Below are 18285 nucleotides of genomic sequence, written 5' to 3'. Positions count from 1 at the left end.
TCGCCTGTTCGTTGGTCGTGTCAGCCCACTGCGTCCGGTGCGGCGACCTCGGTCAAACGGCCGTCCGAGAGCCTGAGCCAGCGTTCGACCTTGACCTCGGCCAGGAATCTCTCGTCGTGGCTAACCACCACGAACGCGCCCTGATATGCATTCAGGGCACTTTCGAGTTGAGCAACGCTCACCAAGTCGAGGTTGTTGGTCGGCTCGTCGAGAAGAAGCAATTGCGGGGCCGGATCGGCGAAGAGAACGCATGCCAAGGTAGCCCGCAGTCGTTCACCGCCCGAGAGTGCAGCGACGGGTAGGTGAGCACCCGCACCCCGAAAGAGGAAGCGCGCCAGGATGTTCATGCGTTCCGGTGCCGGAAGGCCTGGAGCAGACAATGCAAAGTTCTCGGCGACGGTGCGTGCGGGGTCGAGTAGGTCGAGCCTCTGCGACAGATATGCCACCCGGCCGTCGGCTCGCTTGACCTCACCGGAAGTCGGCGCAACATCCCCGTTGACGATGCGAAGTAGCGTCGACTTTCCGACGCCGTTCGGCCCGGTCAACGCGATACGCTCCGGTCCTCGAATGGCCAGGTCAATGCCGGGGTCGGCGAAGATCTCACGATCGCCGAACGCGAATTGCATTCGCTCACCAAGGAACACCATGCGTCCGGCGGGTACGTGAGTGCCTGGCAGTTCGAGCGAAATTGTCTGGTCGTCTCGAAGAGCGCGGCCCGCTCTGTCGAGTCGGTCCTTTGCCGCGTCGACCCGGGCGAGGTGTGTCTCGTTCGCCTTGCCGGCCGACTCCTGAGCATTGCGCTTCATGGTCCCCGCAAAGATCTTGGGCAAGCCCGCGTTCCCGAGATTGCGGGCAGCGTTACTTGCGCGTCGTGAAGCGCGTTCTCGGGCCTGCTGCAGTTCGCGCTTCTCGCGTTTGACGTCCTGCTCGGCGTTGCGGATGTTCTTCTCCGCCACCTCGCGAGCCGAGCGTGCCGCAGCTTCGTAGTCGGTGAAATTGCCACCGTAGAAGCTGATCTCGCCGCTGTGAAGTTCGGCGATGCGGTCCATGCGGTCGAGTAGTCCTCGATCATGGCTGACTACCAACAGACAGCCACTCCAGTCGTCGAGAACGTCGTAAAGTCTGCGGCGCGCGTCAAGGTCGAGATTGTTGGTGGGTTCGTCGAGGAGAAGGACATCGGGGCGTCGCAGGAGTTGAGCCACCAGTCCGAGCGAGACGACCTGCCCGCCGCTCAGAGTGTCGAGACGACGATCAAACGTCATGTCACTCAAACCGAGTCGGCCGAGTTGGGCTCGGGTCCGCTCTTCGATGTCCCAGTCGGACCCGATTGTCGTGAAGTGTTCTTCTCGTGTGTCTCCGGATTCGACAGCGTCCAGCGCAGCGAGCGTCGGGGCGATGCCCAAGACCTCGGCAACGGTCAGATCGCCCGTCAGTGGAAGGTCTTGCGGAAGGTATCCGAGAACGCCGTCGACGGACATACTGCCGGCGCGTGGGCGGAGTTGACCGGCGATCAATGTGAGCAGAGTGCTTTTCCCGACGCCGTTCTGGGCAACCAGCCCGGTTCGACCACCGGGCACGGTGAAGGACAATTCGTCGAAGACCGGAGTGTCGTCCGGCCAGGCAAAAGACAGATTCGAGCAAACGATGTAGGTATCGGACATGAATAGACCTCAGGTGTCGTGCGGGCGCGGCAACGCTGCTCCGCAAAAAGTCGGGTAAGTGAACGACAACATGGCCACTACGGCAGCGCTCCGAGGCGTCTGCCGGTGGCCGTCATGCCCGGTTTTATCCGGAGATGTCGAGTTCACCAACCATGTCTGATCCTTTTTGGTCTGTGCGGTTTCATCCGACGATAACAGGAGCCGGTATTTACATACGAGCAATACCGGCGCAGAGAAGTTCGACCAGTCTTCGGTAAACCCGATCCGGGTCGGTGCCGGCCGGTTGGCCCTCTACCGATTCGAGGATGCAGAAACCGTGCAGCGCGCTACGAAGAGACCACGCCGCCTGCTCCGAATCATCCGGGCTCAGACCGTATCCCGCGATCACCTTGTTGATGACGTCTACCACCTCGCCCACGGCGGAGACCAGATCGGGATGCGGAGCAGTGGGGTAGCGGTCGGTGATGGCGTAGAGCCCGGGGTGCACCCGGACGAAGGCACGCCATGCGTCTGCGAGCGCCATGACGGCGTCGTCGCGCGAGAGACCAACCGCGGCGGCACGCAGTTGTTCGGCGAGAAGGTTGCGTGCGAGGAGGCTGAGTTGATGGTGGACGTCGTCGACCCCGTCGACGTGTTTGTACAGGGCTGACTGCCGGACGTCGAGGGTCTCGGCGAGTTGACTCAGTACCAGAGCGTCGGCGCCTTTGCTGTCGACCAGGTCGGCTGCGGCAGCGATCACGCGTTCACGGGTAACCGGAGTTCTCATGCACGCATCTTCCCTGTATGACAGGCTTTGCGTCGGTGATACATTATCACCATGAGTGATGCAGTATCGCCACGCGTGCCGTCCGGCGATCAACTACGCCGTCGTGACCTGCGCGTAGTCGTCACCGGTGCATGCATCCTCGGGTTGACCTCGGTGCTCTATGAACTCTCAGGAGTGTCTCCGTCGACGGGTGCCTTCTTTCGGTGTCTCTATGCGCTCATCCCTCTCGGCATACTCGTGCTCGTTCAGCGTCGTCGGTCATCCCGGTCTTCGATCTCGGCGCCCTGGATCGTGAAGTCTTTGCTTGCCGGCGCGTTCCTCGGAATCGATCTGGTGCTCTGGCACGAGTCGATTCATTCGATCGGGGCAGGTCTTTCGACTGTGATCCTGAATTTGCAGGTGCTGTTCGTCGCAATCCTCGGCTACGTTGTTCTGCGCCAACGGATCGGCCGGGAACTGGTCGCCAGCCTTCCGTTGCTCTTCGTCGGAGTTGCTCTGGTAGCCGGGACGAGCACAACGCTCACCGGGTCGAATCCTGCTGTCGGAGTGTCGTTTGCCGTGATCGCCGCAGGCGCCTACGCGGTCTACATCTTCCTGATGGGTCTGGCTACTCGGGCGGCGGGTAGAACGGCTCTGCCGATGTTCGTCTCGACGGGAGCCACTGCCCTCACTGCAGGTGCATACGGCCTCGTGAGTGGAACTTTGGATCTGACGCCTTCGCTCGTAGCTCAAGGCTGGCTTGTCCTGCTCGCGTTGGTATCTCAGGTGATCGGGTGGCTCCTGGTGGCCAGCGCCAGTCAGCGTCTGCCTGCCAGTGCAGTCGCCGCCAGCCTGGTGTTGCAATCGGCGTCGGCACTGCTGTTCGGCGCGGTGATGCTTGCGCAGACCCCAACTCTCGTCCAACTTGCAGGTGCCGGAATGATTTTGGCCGGAGTGGTTGTGGCGACGCGGATACCTGCGAAGAAGTCCTCGACGACTGTAGTCGGAAAACGAATGGAGACAAGCGTATGACACCGGTGGCTGACCACATCTACATCAACGGCGAGATCAGGACCATGGACGGTGCTGTCAGCGATAACGCGACCGCTGTGGCAGTCAAGGACGGCAGATTCGTCGCCCTCGGAACTGATGCCGAGATCTCGGCGCTGACCGATTCCGAAACCTCCGTTGTCGATCTCGCCGGAGCGGTGGTTGTTCCGGGGTTCATCGAGACGCACCTTCATCCGATGATGTGGGGTTTGATGCTCAGTGGGGTCGACGCAACGACGAGTGCGTGCCCGACCATCGAGCAGTTGATCACGGCGTTGGCCGCGCGGGCCGCGATCACACCAGTTGGCGAGCCCATAGAAGCGTGGGGCTTCGACGACAGCCTCGTGGCGGAAGATCGAGGTCTGACCGCAGCTGATCTGGACAAGGCATCCACCGAGCATCCGATTCTGGTGCGGCACTTGTCTGCTCACGGGATCTATGTCAACTCGGTCGCACTGGAGAAGGCCGGGATCGATGCCACCACGGTCGATCCGGAGGGTGGTGTCATCGTTCGGGACAGCGCCGGTGTACCCACCGGTGAACTGTGCGAGGTTCCGGCAATGTCTCTGGTGCACGGACTTGTTCCGGATATGAACCCGGATGCGTCCAAGATCGCGATGCTGCGGGCGCAGGAAGTCATGGCTTCGGTGGGCGTGACAAGTTTTCACGACATGTACGTCACAGCCGAGATGTACGAGGCGTACCGACAACTGGACGCTGATGGTGACCTGCGTCTGCGTGCGCGCCTCTATCTCGGCCACGGGGTGCGCGATCAATTGGGCGAACTCGCCGATTCGACAGATCGAGTTCGTGTGGGCGGCGTCAAACTCATTTCGGACGGGTCGATTCAGTTGCACACCGCTGCGCTGACCGAGCCGTACCACGATCTGGGCGGATGCCACTGCGGCGGAATGGCAATCCCGGCAGGTGCACTCGGGGTGCTCGTCGCGGAACATCACGCTGCCGGCCGGCAGGTTGCGATCCATACCAACGGTGATCAAGCCATCGATTTTGCACTGGACGCAATTGCAGCGGCACGGACGGCACACCCGGACGTCGAAGTTTCGCATCGACTCGAGCACGTTCAGACGTTGCGGGAAGATCAGATCGCGCGGATGGTCGACCTCGGGGTGGTGGCGTCGATCTTCGTGAACCACGTCTACTACTGGGGCGACCGGCACCGTGATCGGTTCCTCGGACCGGGTCGTGGCGAGCGGATCAGCCCCGTGGCGTCGGTCGTGGCGGCGGGGCTTGCCTACGCGCTGCATTGCGACTGCCCTGTCACTCCCGTGAACCCGCTCTTCACGATGAACACAGCCGTACACCGTGTGACGCGAGAAGGTCATGTTCTGGGTGCAGAGCAACGGGTTTCCGCGTCCGATGCGTTGGCCGGTTACACAAGCGCTGCCGCCCGTCTCACCGGTGAGTCATCGGACAAAGGTCGGATAGCGGTGGGACTTTTGGCGGATTTTGTTGTGCTCGACGGAGATCCGTTGCGGAGCGCTTCTCAGGAATTGAACGAACTGTCGGTCCTGCGCACGGTTGTCGGCGGTGAGACCGTCTTCGAGGTGTAGGTGCTCGTAGTTTTACCTTGGGATTGGGTGCCGGTAGTCAACTCCTTACCGGCTTCGCAACTGTAGACGCACGTGGGCCGGGTAGCGAATTCGCTTCCCGGCCCACAGCTTTGGACGCACCAGGGGCAGTCGCTATTCAATGGTCGGACAAAGTTATTGGTGGAGTGCTGGTTTCGGAGCGTGCGAGGGTTTGTCGTGGCCGTCTGATCCGGCGAGGCGCGGCGATCGATGATGCCCGTGTCCGTGGCGTTCGTGAACGAAATGCAGCACGTGCTCGAAACGGTTCGATCCTTCTGTTTGCTCGAGGGTCGCTGTTCTCGACGAGTTCGTTCGTGAATATCCTCGGACATACCAAGAGTATGTAGAACGTGTTCTCGTATCGAGCGGAACGAATCGCCCGTTCGACGCCAAAGGGTTTTTCGGGAACAAGTTACGAAGCGCAGCTAACTGTTTCTAACAGTACTGGTCAGCGCGCTTAATTCATCCGCATGGGGTGTTCGAATTCCTCCTGAACGTTTGACCAGTAAAACCGCCACAAAAGCTGATACGTGTGATAAAAATTGATCCGAAGCGGAGCAGTAGCTATGTATGAGCGAGGGCATGCACAGCGTCACGGTTCGGCTCGCAAGCCTTCTGCAACATGTTCGGCACCGATGGCGGATGTACCTGGATCTGTCGTCTTATCACCCCAATGCCCGGCAACGGGACAGACGAAATGAGTCTTCACATGCCTCGATTTTTCCCGGTCGGGGACGGACGCGAATCCCGTCTCCCCCGGCGCGCCACTGCTGTGTTGGCTGCGCTGCCGGCTGCATTGCTCCTCGCGACCTCGGGTGCGCTGCTTGCTCCCGGTAGCGCCGTGGCTGCCCCGGGCGACGACATCACTGACCAGTGCCTGGAGATGTCCCAGAACGGTGGACCCTGGGTCAAGCCGCCAGCCTTCGGGCCCAATGGAACCGACTACATCCCGATCCCCGGAGATGAGGGCACGCAGATGGCCTTCGACGTCCGCAATGTCTGCGACCTTCCCGCCACGCTCACACTCTTCAGCGAGGGCTGGTCCGTCTCGGGCGGCGGCACCGCGACAGTACGGGGCAAAATCGGCAGCCAGGTCGGCCAGCAATTCGTGATCGGACCGGATGCGAATTCCGCGACTCGGATCGAGTTGGTGAAGACGCCTCTCGCGCAGAACGTCAACGTGATGGTCGGTTTCATGATTGGTATCCCGGCCAGCGAAGTCCTGCAGGGATACGAGATCAACCCGGGCTGGGGTCTGGTCCTGGTGGAGGGCGAGCCTGCTGTGGTCGCCCCCAGTGCTCCGACCGACTTGTCTCTGGGCGCCGCCGAGGTAGAGGCGGGTACACCCGTCAAGGTCTCCGGCAAGGCAGAGCCGAACAGCACCGTCACTGTCACCGGAGGGGGTGCCACCTGCACCGCCACCGCGGATGCGAGTGGGGACTTCAGCTGCAACCTGACTATCACCACACCCGGCAGTCATCCGATCACCGCCACTGCGACAAATGCGGGTGGGACCAGCCCCGCCTCCGCGGGAGTCACGGTCAAGGTCACGGCGAAAACTACCGATCCGGGTGGCAGCAGCAGCGGTTCGCTCGGCAGTAGCACCGGTTCGCTCGGAAGCCTGGACCTCTTCGGAAGCCTCGGCGGATAACCACTCCGGCCCAACCGGCCACTTAGACCTCGCGATGTGCGGGGCGATCTCGACCATCTCCGCGCATCGCCGGCCTTCTCGGTCACCGAATTCAATTCGGCGGCTTCGTTTCCCATGCCCCTTCCTGGGGCTGTTTCACCGGAGTGCACATCCGCACGGCCCGGGCTCAACCAAGCGCGTCGGATGTCCCGCCGCGAACTGCACAGGAGGAATACCAGATGAACAAGACCACAAAGGGTGCGATCGCCGCAGGTGCGGCTGCTGTTCTGCTCGCAGGCGGTGCGGGCACCATGGCCGCGTGGAATGCATCGACCGGCACTGGCGGAAGCCAGACAGTAGGCGCGGGCTCGATGACGATCAGCGAAGCGGCGGGCTCCGGTGTGTGGAAGCTCGGCGGGAATGCATTCAACCCGACCACCGACAAAATCGTCCCCGGTGACGTCCTCACCTACACCGCGACGTACAACTACAACCTCGTCGGCACCAACCTCAAGGCCACGCTCACACCGACCGTCGGCGGTATTTCCGGGGCTCTCGCGAGCAAGCTGGAGGTCGCGACTGCCGGTGGCCAGAACGCGAGCGTCACCGCGGGCACCGGCACGCGGGATATCACCACCACGATCACGTTCAAGCCAGCCACCACCGACACGGACGGTGCGGGCGAGGCCGCCACGCTGTCCGGAGCCTCGGTCACCCTCGAGCAGACGCTCACCCCGTAATTCGAGACCAGAAGAAGGTCACGTGAAGACCCAATACAAATGGGCGATCGCAGCGTCGTCGGTTCTGCTCATCGGGTTCGTCTCGGTGCAGCAGACCGGCGCGCTGTGGCGCGATACCGCAGAATCGACCGGCGGCACTATTCAGGCAGGCATGCTCGATATCTCTGCCGGCGGTGAAGGGGTCAAGCAGTTCAACCTCGATGGGTTCAAGTTGGACAACAAGGGCCCGGGCGACAGCATTCAGATGCCCTTGCCGGTGATCAACTCCGGCAATGTGCAGATGAACTACGTGCTTTCCGATGTTGTACTCAACGGCGCCACCCCACCGCCGCTGAGCCTGCGCGTGGCCAAGGTAGCCAACGAGGCGGCCTGCACCGCCACTGGTGACGTGGGCACTGAGCTCTACAACGGTGCCATGGACGGTGCGGCCTTTTCGGAGCAGCTGGTTCCGGCCGGGCAGATGCAGGTGTTGTGCCTGCGGGCCACGCTGGGCCAGGGCGCGGCAGCGAGCCAACAGTCCAACGCGACGTTCACCTTCGACGCAAGCTCAGTGAGCCAGTCATGACCGTCACCGCGAGAAGCCGGCGCGCGGGCGAACGTGCCGAGTATCGACCCCGGCACAGCGCACACGTGGAAACATCTGAGCGGCAACATGATCCCGAACAAGACTCAGGAGAGAAGACCACCCTCTGGTGGTGGACTCGCACCATCGTCTCGTGGGTGCTGTTGCTGTTGATGATCGGCGTTCTCGCGGTGATGGTCGTTATCCCTCGACTCACCGGCTCCACCGCGTACACGGTTCTCACCGGCTCGATGGAACCCACCATGCCCCCTGGCACGCTCATAGTGGTCAAGCCGACTCCCAACGAGGATCTGACCACCGGGGACGTGATTACGTTCCAGCCCGTCTCCGGCGATCCAGCGGTGGTCACCCACCGCATCGAGGGCATCTACTACACCGGGGAAGGGGAGCGTCGCATCCACACTCGCGGCGACAACAACCCCGTCGCCGACTCGTGGTCGCTGGTGCCCGAGCAGATCCGTGGTCGGGTCATCTACTCGGTGCCGTATCTGGGCCGGGTGAACTCGGTGATCAACGGGCAATCGCGTTCGATTCTCACGACGGGAGTGGCTGCGGGCCTGGCTGTATATGCCGTGTGGATGGTCGTCAGTGGCATCCGCGACAAGCGGGGCAAGGCCGATGACGACGAAAGTGGCACCGACCCGACTCTTTCCGGCCCTGAACTCGGCGCGCCGGTATTGCCCGCCGATCCATCGGCACCAAACTCCGAATCGAAATAGGACAGCAGAATGTCTACAGAACAGAAATCGGGCGGCGGCGCGCGTCTCGGGGCGCGGATGCGAAGCCGTCTGGGCGAGACCGGTTGGATACGTACCCGGGCCGTGCTCTCTCTCGGCATGGTCCTGGGCCTCGGAGCGGTCGGCACGATGGCGGCGTGGTCCGACAGCGCTACCGCGACCACCGGCATGTTCAGCACTTCGTCGGTCCAGCTGAAAGTCGACAACCAGCGGCCCGCACACCAATTCACCGAACTCAAGCGCAACAGCATGCTGCCAGGCCAGAGTGAGGCCGGGGCATTGACGGTTCAGAACACCGGAACGGCCAACTTCCAGTGGGCAGTATCGGCAACGGCCACCGGCTCGTCCGCGCTGATCGGGAAGCTCAAGGTTTCTCTACATCAGAGCGGTGCCAACGACGGCAGTACCTGTTCAGGACCGATCATCGGGACGCAGCAAGCGTTCTCCGGCAACCCGACACTCGTCTCCGGCAGATCACTCGCTGCCGGTGTTTCGGAGCAGGTGTGTATCAAGGTGACCGTCGATTCGACCGCAGGTCAGACGGAGCAGTTCAAGATCGCCGATCTGGGCTTCAACTTCACCGCAACGGGGCAGTGATCATCGCGATGGACAGCACCGATGAGGAGGTGACCGTGGGACGCAGTCGCGGCAAGGAAATTGCCCTGAATGTGGCTGCGGTCGCCGGGCTCATCTGCATAATCGCCACTCTCGCGTCCCTGATATTCGGGATCAAACCACTGGTGTTCCGCTCGGGTTCGATGGAACCTGCAATCTCCACCGGTGCGCTGGCGCTGGCGAAGACCGTGCCTGCAACTGAACTCGCTGTCGGCGACGTGATCAGCGTCGACAACGACCAAGGCGTGCGCATCACCCACCGCGTGGTCGAACTCGAATCGGCAGGAGCGGACACCGTGCTCGCCACGCTCAAGGGCGATGCCAACAATGTGGCTGATCGGCTGCCGTACACCATCACCGAGGCGGACCGCGTGTTCACCAGTGTCGGTGGGCTCGGCTATGTCGTTGCTTGGCTTTCCAGTCCGCTCGCAACTTTCCTCGGTGGCGGATTGGTAGGCGCGGTGCTGGTCATCGCATTTGGACGAACTAAAGACCGGCGTCTGGAGAATGCCCGCGCCGCCACTACAAATGACGCCCGCGTCGATGCTGACGAAACCTGCGGGGAGCTTCAGGAGGCTCATAATGATTGAAATGCGTCGGGCTAGCACCCGCATGAAGTCGCTGCGGTCGTTGATCGCCATCGGCGGCGCTGCTGCAATGGCTTTCGGCCTGGCTCAGACCACCGGGACGTTGGCCAATCCAACTGACGCGGTCAATTCGACTGGCGCACAGGTGGCGACGGGCAACTTTTATCCGACGCCGTTGACCTCGACTGTGAACTGCTCGACGTCGGGAGGAGCAGACCTATTGGGACGTAGAGCAAACCTGAGCTGGCCCGCGGTTCCAGGTGTCACGGGGTACAAGGTGGTTTTCGTGAGGAAATCCGATCCGAGCTACATCGTTCGAACGGATAATCTGTCGGCGAGCCAAACGTCGATCAGTGGAATTACCCATGGCAGTCGCAATGTGATGTGGGCGCGGGTGTACACCGTGAACGGGCCGGCAATCTCATCTGGTTTCATGTCGTCTGTCGAGATAACCCATAAGGACCTCGTAAGTAACAGGACCGAATGCGAGGGTAATCGTGGTCCGCAATTGGCTAACCAGGCCTGGGAAAATACCAACACCTGGGATCCGACGACACCGGCACCCAACGGGGCGAACCCTCTGAGCAGGATGCAGGCCGAAGCGATGGTGCCGAACGAGCCGGATGCGTTGGAGACGACCACTACCCAAGCTCCGTCCACGAGCGAGACCGTCGATCCGACGACGTCCACCGAGCCGACCAGCACAACCGAGGCCACGACCACGACGGCACCGAGCACGACAACTCCGGCCCCGACCACCCCGGAAACCACGTCGCCGGAGACCACTCCCTCGGCGGATCCGAAGCCGGTTCTCACGGACACAGTCGAGAGTGGTGGCCTCACCGGCGGCTGGACTGCGGGTGGCAACAAGGTTGCAGTGGTCGACGCCGACGGCAACGAACTCGCAAGTGGCCGTGTCGAATCGGGTTCCACTCTGCACTGGTACGACGGCCAGTTGTGGATTGTCGGGGCAACCGAGGTCTACCGCATCATGGAGTCGCCGCAGGACGGCACGTGGAAGTTCTACAAGGACAGCGGGCAGAACATGCCTGACTTCGGGTAGCAGCTGATCACGAGCCCTCTCGATTGTGCCCCCGAGTCTCCAGGACTCGGGGGCACAATCGTAGATCCGCTTGTCTGACGGTGTCCGGCAAACAGGTAACCGGTCGGTCACCGGCTGGTGAGGTTTCGGCGACCCGGGGACGGGATAAAGCAACAGTGGCTGGCAACGACGTGTAGAGATACCTGAATCGCTCGCAGTGGATTCGCATTTCTTCAGGTCTCGAGTTATCTTACTGCAAAGTAAGTTTGGTATCGGCAATCGATCGGGGCGATTGCCGATCTGAGTACGGGGATCGATATGCGGTTAAACCTGGGGGCCGTAGTTCGGCGACGTCGTTGGGCGCGCGGCGTAGTGGTAGCAACGACGGCATGTGCGCTGACGATGTCCGCGTTGCTGTCGGTCCAGACATCAGCCTCGGCGTCCGAACTGGACGAGTATGTGAACTTGCCTTTGGTGAATCGGAATGCCGAACACGGTCCGGGCGGTGTCCATCCCGCGTTGCCGACTGATCTCGGCACCTTGCAAGCCCTTGTGGAAGAAGCCCGCGCCAGTGGTCGCAGTCCGGAATCCTATGCGGCCTTGCTGTTTCAGTATCGATTGGTCGCTGCCACGGAAGCCGCCGGAATCGATCTCTCATCGTGGAACCCGCGCGCCGGAGTGTCGGCTAATCGCACCAACCTGGTGAAGTCGTACCGCTACTACGAGGATCTGCAACTCGGGCACCCGGAATTGCAGTGGGCGGGCATGGGCGGACAGGTAGGCGCAGACTTCGGCGGGGGACTGATCGACTTCGAACTGATGGCGGACGTGTACTCGTTTCCGAATCTCCAGCAGGTTGCCAATTCGATAGTTTCTCAGGTCACGGATCAGGTTGGCGTGCAGGCGCTGAACCAATTGCCGGCAGGGCTGCGCGCACTCGCGGCGGTGGGCAGGAACGTCACGGCGGACGACTTGGATTATGCGCTGGGGATGATCCTGGTGATGCAGAAGAACATCTTCTCGGATCTGATGCCGATGCATCAGGCGTACGTGGATGAAGGACTTTCGGCGCTGGAGGAAATGCAGCACGCGGGATTGTTCGGCCACGACGTCATGGACGCCTGGCGCGATGTCGCGTCCGGCAATCCGGATCGAATTGCACTGGGGAACGCGGCGCTGCTCCAGCGTGAGCAAGGGGTGATCATCCGCGACCAGTGGGATACCGTGCGCGCCTACAAAGGTGATGTGGGAGAAGCGATCACCTACGCATCGACCGTTGCCGGCTCGCCCTCGGTCGCCGGCGTGGTCCCGCCTCGCTCGTTCCGGCCCCTCGAGTTCACGACGACACTTGCCGACGGACGCACCGCGAACGTGACGATGCCACTGCCGGATTGGAACTGGTCGGTATACGAGGACCGGTGGGACTACATCACCTCACAGCTCTTGCCGAAGTACCGAGCGATGGTCGAAGAAGATTGGCCACGGCTCGTAGCCACATTGAGTGTTCCCTACGAAATTCAATTGGAGAGCCACCGCCCGATGATGACCCTCCCACAAACTCTCGAATCGGCCCTCTCCAGTTTGAAAGTGACGGTTCAGTGATGTCGTCGGCCACATTCCGAAGGTTGGCGCCGCTGGTGGCGCTGACCGTTGCGCTGGTCCTGCCAGCAACGGCTGGAGCTGAGGTGCCGGACAGTGATGTCCCGAAAGACGTGCAAACTCCTGTATCCGAGGAGTTTCGGACCGACACCCCAACTCTGGGAGAGGTATTCAACGGGTTCACCGTCGGTGCTCTCAGTTCAGGGGAGTTCGCATCCGAAGAGGAGATCTTCACTGCACTCACCGCCGATGATCCGTTTTACGACGAGCCGGTGTTGACCGGCGCCGAGCGTCCCGGTGATCTCCTGAAGTCGAAGAAGGTGGATGTACTGTTCACCGGATACAAACCGGGACAGCTCGACGCCTACAAGATCATGTATGTCACAACCGGAATCGACGGTTCGACGCCGGTAGTGAGCACTGGAATCATGATGATCCCGATCGACGGAACGCCGGCGTCGGAGAAGAAGATCATCAGCTATCAGGAGGCCAACGACAGCGTCGGCGGCTACTGTCATCCGAGTTCACACTGGACCGGCGGCGATCCGCTGGACGGCGCCTCCTGGTCGGCCTTGGGTCCACTGGCGCTGATGTTCGGAAAAGGCTATGCCGTAGTGATTTCCGACGTCGGGAACAACGGAGACCGTGATCCCCACGGTGTCTTCGCGGGTAAGTTCGCCGGGCACGCCCAGTTGGATGCAGTGCGCGCAGCATTTCAGCTGCAGGATTCCGAGCTGAATCCGGAGGCGGAGATTGCGTTGTTCGGGATCGCTGGTGGTGGAGTCGGTTCGGCATTCGCCGCAGAATCTGCGCAGTCCTACGCGCCGGAACTCGATATCGTCTCGACAGTCCTCGAGGGCATGGTGATCAAGCCCCGAACATTCATGGAGACAACAGATTCCTCGGTCGGCGCGGGCTTCGGATTTGCGACGCTCCTCGGTCTCGAACCGTGGTATCCCGAGATGAAGTTGAACGACAAGCTCAATCCCGTGGGCCGAGTGATTGCCGACGTGTACCGGGGTGAGTGTCAGATGCCGGCGTACTTCACCCTTCCGTTCGTGCCGTTGGCAAGCCTTTTCGCGCCGGGAATCGATCCGATCACAGAACCCAGCTTCCAGCGTGCGTACGACGACAACGTATTGGGCCACGGTGCTCCGGCGTCGAAGGTATTGATAACTTCGTGCGCAAAGGACGACTCCCCGATGTCACTTGTACCGGCAGCTGATGCGCGAGAACTGGCGGACACGTACAGAAGCCGAGGGACGGACGTGAGCTATCAGCCCACGGACTGCAGTATGGATCGCGCAGTCGCGGATCCATACGGTTGGGGGACAGACCTGTTCGGAATGCAGACAATCGATTGGATAGCCCACAATTTCGACAACTGAGTGAAACTATCCGGTGACAGCGAGACGCAAACTCTGATGGCGGCGTACGAACATGCTGGGGACCCAACGTGGCGGGAATTCGGAATCGACTGTGACATGCGAACTGTTTTCGAGAAGTACACCGATGGCGGTCTTTGCTTCCAGTCTGGCCAGCGCGGCCCCGACACAGAAATGTGCTCCCCTGCCGAAGGCGAAATGCGCTCGGAGATTGGCCCGGTCGAGGTTCATCGCATGTGGCTCGGCGAACGACTCCGGGTCGCGGTTCGCCGAGCCCCACAGCAGTATGAGATGACTGCCGGCGGGTAGCGCCACTCCGCCGAGGGTTGTGTCCGCATTGACATGTCGGTGGTGTCCGCGAAAAGGCGACTCGAGTCTGAGCGTCTCCTCCAGGAATGCGCTCACGAGTAGCGGGTCCTCGCGCAGTTGCGTCTGTATCTCGGGGCGCTCGGCGAATAGCCGAGCAGAGTTGGCGATCAGTCCGGCGGTCGATTCGCCGCCTGCACCGACGAGTTGCACCAGCATCAGAACGGCCACGTCTTCACTGAGTTCGCCTGCGTCACAGCAACGGACGAGGTCTCCGAGTAGATCGTCGACCGGGTTTGTCCGCGCCTCACGAAACTTGCTGTAGAGGTACCCGGTGAGTTCGGCCGCCGAGGTGACGACGTCCGTAAACCGTTCCGCCGTCACGATGCCGCTGAGAAGTTCGGTGCTGTCGTAAGACCACGCCAGCAATTGGGGGACGTCGGCTGTCGGCAAGCCGATCAGTGCGGCAACCATCTGCAGTGGGAGGGTGTCCGCTATTGACGTGACCCAGTCGATGTGGCGACCGTCGAAGCCGTTGTCCCACAACTGCTGCGTGTACTCGAGCATTGTCGGCTCGAGTGCTCGTATGCGTTTGGCGACCAGTGTCGGCAGGACAAGTTTGCGATGGTGCTGATGGTCGGGTTCGTCGGCGGTCGCGAGGACATGAACGGCTTGCCCGCCGCCGTTCATTACGAACGTCACGGCCGATCCGTCCGGTGTTCGAACCAGTACGCCGGTGAGGTTGGAGGAGAAGTCCTCGGTACGGGAAACGGCTTCGGTGACCAGTTCCCACGTCGACACCAGATAGAAGTCGGTATCGGGTATTCGATACACGGGGTGCTCGCGCCGGAGTACGTCGTAGAGCGGGTAAGGGTCGTCGATATTCGACGGGAGGAAGGGGTTGATGTCCAGCGTCGGTGGTGTCACGAATGGAAGATTTCACGGCCAGCGAGGAGAAGTCAACAGGTGGAAAATGCCTCTGAACTGGCATTTTGAGAAAATCTCACGCACATCGACCCCCTCGTACTTCTCCCAGGTCAGAGGCTCGCGGCCTTCCATAGCGTTGAGATTGCTGATTGAATCTGTCTCGAGGTGAGACGAGGTGACGGAGAGTGACCGGTGTGAACGAGCGCCGCGCCGCCGACTGGTTGGCCGGCGGTAACCGCCGTGAACTCGCAACCGAGCGCATCTTCGCGGCTGCAGCAGAGCTGATTCGAGAACTGGGATTCGATCGGCTCAATGCCGACGACGTCGCTTCCCGCGCAGGCTGTTCGCGGGCGACGCTCTACCGCTACGTGGGTGGCAAGTCCGCGATCCGTGAGGGGCTGTTGTCGCGAGGTGCGGCGTCCGTGGCGAGCCAGGTTGCGGCTGCCGTCGAATCACTGCGTGGCGACGAGCGGATCGTGGAGTCGATCCTCGTCGCCGTCGACGCGATCAGAGCCGACGCCGCCATGAGCCATGGCCTTGCGGCGGCGCGGGCCAACGGTATCGACGAGTATCTCGTGTCTTCTCCGTTGCTACCGCGTACTGCACTCGAACTTGCTGGATTGGATCCCGAAGGTCAACAGTCGCAGTGGGTGGTTCGGATCGTGTTGATGCTGTTGGCGTGGCCACTGGCCGACAGGGCAGACGAACGACGGATGGTCGAGTCGTTCGTCTGCTCCTGAGCAGGGTTCCGTGTTCGTGAACAGTGCGGCGGGTCGGTCGCTGCTGCAGACGGTTCGGTTCATGCATTCGTTCCTCGGCTCGGTACCCTGAAGCCTGTCCGCTGCCGCGAAGGAGAAAGTCACGATGGTGGTACGCAGTACGTCCATGTGTTTCGACGCAACAGAACTGACGATCGAGGAACACGCGCTTCAGGCTGAAGTGCGGGAGTACCTCGACAAGCGGCTAACCCCCGGCAGCTACCCTCTCGGACTCGGGATGTCCGGGGCGGTGGATCCGGCGTTCTCGCGAGATCTCGGTAGCCGTGGGTGGCTCGGAATGTCACTGCCGAAGGAATACGGCGGGGGCGGACGGTCAGCAGTGGATCGATTGGTCGTCGTCGAAGAACTTCTCGCGCGGGGAGCGCCGGTCGGTTATCACTGGATCGGAGACAGACAGTCGGGTCCGAGCATCGCCGCCAACGGCACGGAAGAACAGAAGCGGTACTTCCTTCCCGGTATCGCGAGCGGTGAGTTCTCGTTCTCGATCGGGATGAGTGAGCCCGACTCGGGTTCGGACCTGGCATCGGTACGCACTCGCGCCGAACGTGTCGATGGTGGCTGGAAAGTCAACGGCACCAAGATCTGGACCACCGGCGCCTTCCACGCCACACACATACTCGCCCTGCTGCGAACCTCGGCAGACAAGCACAACGGACTCACTCAGCTGATCGTCGATCGCGACAGCGAGGGCCTGACCGTCTCACCCATTCCGTTCATCGACGGAAGCGAGGACTTCTGCGAGGTGTCGTTCCAGGACGTTTTCGTGCCGGACTCGCGTCGCCTCGGAGACGTCGGAGCGGGCTGGGGACAAAACACCGGTGAACTCGCACTCGAGCGAGGTGGCGTCGACCGCTGGATGTCGCTGATGCCGGTCCTCGAGAACTGGGCAGCCAACCAGGCGGCGCAGGGCGGTCCCTCTGCCCTCGCCGATCTGGGCTCGATTACGGCGCGCTGCTGGGCTTTTCGTGGGATGTCGCTGTCCATTGCACGGATGGTCGACTCCGGTCGCTCGCCGGTCACGGAGGCCGCGCTGATCAAGGAGATGGCAACACGCTTCGAACAGGACTGTGTTGCGACCGTCGCGCGGCACCTCGGCCGGGCTCCAGACCTTGCCTCCGACGATCCGTACGAGTCGCTGCTCGCCCGGGCCGTGCTGGTGGCGCCGTCGTGGTCGATTCGCGGTGGAACCAACGAAATTCTCCGCACCGTGATCGTGAAAGGATTGAACCGATGAATTCGGGGTCAGAGATCAACGCGTACACATTCGACGCCGACCTCGAATCGATGGTAGAACAATTTTTCGCCGAGAAGTCCGGCACCGAGGTGGTAGCGCAGGCGGAGATCGACGGTCTGTCCACCGGATTATGGAGCGCGGCAGTCGAACTGGGGTTGCCGCTGGTCGGTCTTCCCGAATCCGTTGGTGGTTCCGGTGGCTCGCTCCTCGACGCCGTGACTGTCCAGCGCGCGGCGGCGAGGCACGCTGCGCCGTTGCCGCTCGCCGAGACGTACCTCGCGGGCAGGCTGGCAGCAGCGGCCGGGCTACCGGTGCCCTCCGGAATCGCAACCGTCGCGCCGGGATCGCAGCGCGACGATGTGCGTCGCACCAACGACGGTTTCCTGTCGGGCACCTTTCACGATGTGCCGTGGGGTAGCGCCGCATCAGTGCTGGCAGCAGTTCTCGGTGATCGCGTTGTACTCCTGAACATCTCCGACGCCGAGATCGGTGGAGGGACGGATCTTGCCGGGCAACCGCGTCAGAGCCTGACGTTCGCAGAAGCGCGGATTGTCGATGGCGACAACTTTGTCGACCCGCGGATTCTCAACAGGCTCGGCGCGTTCTTGCGCTCGGTACAGATGGCAGGAGCCATGGAGTCGGTGTCGACGTTGACCCGTCGCTACGTGTCGGAGCGGGTGCAGTTCGGTAGGCCCATCGCGCAGTTCCAAGCCGTCCAGCAGCATATCGTCACTCTCGCTCAGATGGCATCGATGTCCACGCTGGCTGTCGATCGCACTGCACATGCACTCACCAGAGGCGATGCCGACTTCGAAGTGAGCGCAACCAAATTGGTGGTTTCACAAAATGCGCTCGCGAGCGTGCGCGCCGCCCACCAGGCACACGGTGCGATCGGCATGACCCGCGAATACCGCTTGCAACAACTCACCCGACGACTGCATGCCTGGCGATCGGAGTTCGGCGACGAAATCGCGAGCGCTATGCAACTGGGAGAGGCCGTAGCTGCATCGCCGTCACTGCACCGCTTGATCACTGATCCAGAACCGACATTGCAGCTGTAATCCTGACTGTCG

17 protein-coding genes are annotated in these 18285 nt (G+C 61.8%); 14 read left to right on the top strand and 3 right to left on the bottom strand.

Annotation, left to right across the window (positions count from 1 at the left end):
• Nucleotides 1-20: 20 nt before the first annotated feature.
• Together QMA15_RS23680 and QMA15_RS23675 are read right to left on the bottom strand one after the other, a co-directional pair.
• On the bottom strand, nucleotides 21-1661 hold the full coding sequence (locus tag QMA15_RS23680) for an ABC-F family ATP-binding cassette domain-containing protein (RefSeq protein ID WP_279164285.1): 1641 nt from the start codon (nucleotides 1659-1661) through the stop codon (nucleotides 21-23).
• A 208-nt stretch (nucleotides 1662-1869) separates the two neighbouring features.
• On the bottom strand, nucleotides 1870-2427 hold the full coding sequence (locus QMA15_RS23675; protein WP_003940110.1) for a TetR-like C-terminal domain-containing protein: 558 nt from the start codon (nucleotides 2425-2427) through the stop codon (nucleotides 1870-1872).
• A 51-nt stretch (nucleotides 2428-2478) separates the two neighbouring features.
• Between QMA15_RS23675 and QMA15_RS23670 the strand changes: the two genes are divergently transcribed.
• The 11 genes from QMA15_RS23670 (at nucleotide 2479) to QMA15_RS23620 (ending at nucleotide 13969) form a co-directional block, all read left to right on the top strand.
• On the top strand, nucleotides 2479-3438 hold the full coding sequence (locus tag QMA15_RS23670) for a DMT family transporter (protein WP_279164286.1): 960 nt from the start codon (nucleotides 2479-2481) through the stop codon (nucleotides 3436-3438).
• Nucleotides 3435-5030, top strand: coding sequence for an amidohydrolase (locus QMA15_RS23665; protein ID WP_279164287.1), 1596 nt, complete (start codon nucleotides 3435-3437; stop codon nucleotides 5028-5030). Before QMA15_RS23670 ends, QMA15_RS23665 begins: the two co-directional genes overlap by 4 nt.
• Before the next feature lie 727 nt (nucleotides 5031-5757).
• Nucleotides 5758-6699: an Ig-like domain-containing protein gene (locus QMA15_RS23660; RefSeq protein ID WP_037133753.1), complete on the top strand. Its 942-nt coding sequence runs from the start codon at nucleotides 5758-5760 to the stop codon at nucleotides 6697-6699.
• A 218-nt stretch (nucleotides 6700-6917) separates the two neighbouring features.
• Nucleotides 6918-7418: an alternate-type signal peptide domain-containing protein gene (locus QMA15_RS23655; RefSeq protein ID WP_020970703.1), complete on the top strand. Its 501-nt coding sequence runs from the start codon at nucleotides 6918-6920 to the stop codon at nucleotides 7416-7418.
• A gap of 22 nt (nucleotides 7419-7440) precedes the next feature.
• Entirely contained in the window at nucleotides 7441-7983 is a 543-nt protein-coding gene (locus QMA15_RS23650) for a hypothetical protein (RefSeq protein ID WP_019745195.1), read from the top strand.
• A gap of 65 nt (nucleotides 7984-8048) precedes the next feature.
• Nucleotides 8049-8720, top strand: a complete 672-nt coding sequence (locus tag QMA15_RS23645; protein WP_223257981.1) for a signal peptidase I — start codon at nucleotides 8049-8051, stop codon at nucleotides 8718-8720.
• A 9-nt stretch (nucleotides 8721-8729) separates the two neighbouring features.
• Nucleotides 8730-9335 (top strand): SipW-dependent-type signal peptide-containing protein, encoded by a 606-nt coding sequence (locus tag QMA15_RS23640; protein ID WP_021345457.1) that lies wholly within the window; start codon nucleotides 8730-8732, stop codon nucleotides 9333-9335.
• An 8-nt stretch (nucleotides 9336-9343) separates the two neighbouring features.
• Nucleotides 9344-9943 carry a signal peptidase I gene (locus tag QMA15_RS23635; protein WP_046380050.1) on the top strand — a complete coding sequence of 200 codons (600 nt, stop codon included), beginning with the start codon at nucleotides 9344-9346 and terminating at the stop codon, nucleotides 9941-9943.
• 1 nt (nucleotide 9944) lies between these two features.
• Nucleotides 9945-11003 carry a hypothetical protein gene (locus QMA15_RS23630; protein ID WP_256921993.1) on the top strand — a complete coding sequence of 353 codons (1059 nt, stop codon included), beginning with the start codon at nucleotides 9945-9947 and terminating at the stop codon, nucleotides 11001-11003.
• 297 nt (nucleotides 11004-11300) lie between these two features.
• Nucleotides 11301-12584 (top strand): hypothetical protein, encoded by a 1284-nt coding sequence (locus QMA15_RS23625; protein WP_279164289.1) that lies wholly within the window; start codon nucleotides 11301-11303, stop codon nucleotides 12582-12584.
• Nucleotides 12581-13969: a lipase family protein gene (locus tag QMA15_RS23620; RefSeq protein WP_042952865.1), complete on the top strand. Its 1389-nt coding sequence runs from the start codon at nucleotides 12581-12583 to the stop codon at nucleotides 13967-13969. Before QMA15_RS23625 ends, QMA15_RS23620 begins: the two co-directional genes overlap by 4 nt.
• A gap of 6 nt (nucleotides 13970-13975) precedes the next feature.
• Here the strand turns inward: QMA15_RS23620 and QMA15_RS23615 are convergent, their stop codons facing one another.
• A complete protein-coding gene (locus tag QMA15_RS23615) occupies nucleotides 13976-15199 on the bottom strand; it encodes a cytochrome P450 (RefSeq protein WP_279164290.1) in 1224 nt (407 codons plus the stop codon).
• A gap of 185 nt (nucleotides 15200-15384) precedes the next feature.
• Here QMA15_RS23615 and QMA15_RS23610 point away from each other — a divergent pair, with 185 nt between their 5' ends.
• The 3 genes from QMA15_RS23610 to QMA15_RS23600 all read left to right on the top strand — a co-directional run bounded on the left by QMA15_RS23610 (nucleotide 15385) and on the right by QMA15_RS23600 (nucleotide 18273).
• Nucleotides 15385-15939, top strand: a complete 555-nt coding sequence (locus QMA15_RS23610; protein ID WP_279164291.1) for a helix-turn-helix domain-containing protein — start codon at nucleotides 15385-15387, stop codon at nucleotides 15937-15939.
• A gap of 124 nt (nucleotides 15940-16063) precedes the next feature.
• Nucleotides 16064-17212, top strand: coding sequence for an acyl-CoA dehydrogenase family protein (locus QMA15_RS23605; protein ID WP_279164292.1), 1149 nt, complete (start codon nucleotides 16064-16066; stop codon nucleotides 17210-17212).
• A complete protein-coding gene (locus QMA15_RS23600) occupies nucleotides 17209-18273 on the top strand; it encodes an acyl-CoA dehydrogenase (protein WP_290286835.1) in 1065 nt (354 codons plus the stop codon). The genes QMA15_RS23605 and QMA15_RS23600 overlap by 4 nt, the downstream gene beginning before the upstream one ends.
• Nucleotides 18274-18285 lie beyond the last annotated feature (12 nt).

This window comes from Rhodococcus sp. APC 3903 (genome assembly GCF_030407755.1).
GTDB lineage: Bacteria > Actinomycetota > Actinomycetes > Mycobacteriales > Mycobacteriaceae > Rhodococcus_F > Rhodococcus_F erythropolis.
This window is presented reverse-complemented; position numbering and strand designations above follow the sequence as displayed.

Coding starts and splice junctions, on each gene's coding strand:
- QMA15_RS23680 (WP_279164285.1), bottom strand. CDS start 1,661: ATGTCCGATACCTACATCGTTTGCTCGAATCTGTCTTTTGCCTGGCCG.
- QMA15_RS23675 (WP_003940110.1), bottom strand. CDS start 2,427: ATGAGAACTCCGGTTACCCGTGAACGCGTGATCGCTGCCGCAGCCGAC.
- QMA15_RS23670 (WP_279164286.1), top strand. CDS start 2,479: ATGAGTGATGCAGTATCGCCACGCGTGCCGTCCGGCGATCAACTACGC.
- QMA15_RS23665 (WP_279164287.1), top strand. CDS start 3,435: ATGACACCGGTGGCTGACCACATCTACATCAACGGCGAGATCAGGACC.
- QMA15_RS23660 (WP_037133753.1), top strand. CDS start 5,758: ATGCCTCGATTTTTCCCGGTCGGGGACGGACGCGAATCCCGTCTCCCC.
- QMA15_RS23655 (WP_020970703.1), top strand. CDS start 6,918: ATGAACAAGACCACAAAGGGTGCGATCGCCGCAGGTGCGGCTGCTGTT.
- QMA15_RS23640 (WP_021345457.1), top strand. CDS start 8,730: ATGTCTACAGAACAGAAATCGGGCGGCGGCGCGCGTCTCGGGGCGCGG.
- QMA15_RS23635 (WP_046380050.1), top strand. CDS start 9,344: ATGGACAGCACCGATGAGGAGGTGACCGTGGGACGCAGTCGCGGCAAG.
- QMA15_RS23630 (WP_256921993.1), top strand. CDS start 9,945: ATGCGTCGGGCTAGCACCCGCATGAAGTCGCTGCGGTCGTTGATCGCC.
- QMA15_RS23625 (WP_279164289.1), top strand. CDS start 11,301: ATGCGGTTAAACCTGGGGGCCGTAGTTCGGCGACGTCGTTGGGCGCGC.
- QMA15_RS23605 (WP_279164292.1), top strand. CDS start 16,064: ATGGTGGTACGCAGTACGTCCATGTGTTTCGACGCAACAGAACTGACG.
- QMA15_RS23600 (WP_290286835.1), top strand. CDS start 17,209: ATGAATTCGGGGTCAGAGATCAACGCGTACACATTCGACGCCGACCTC.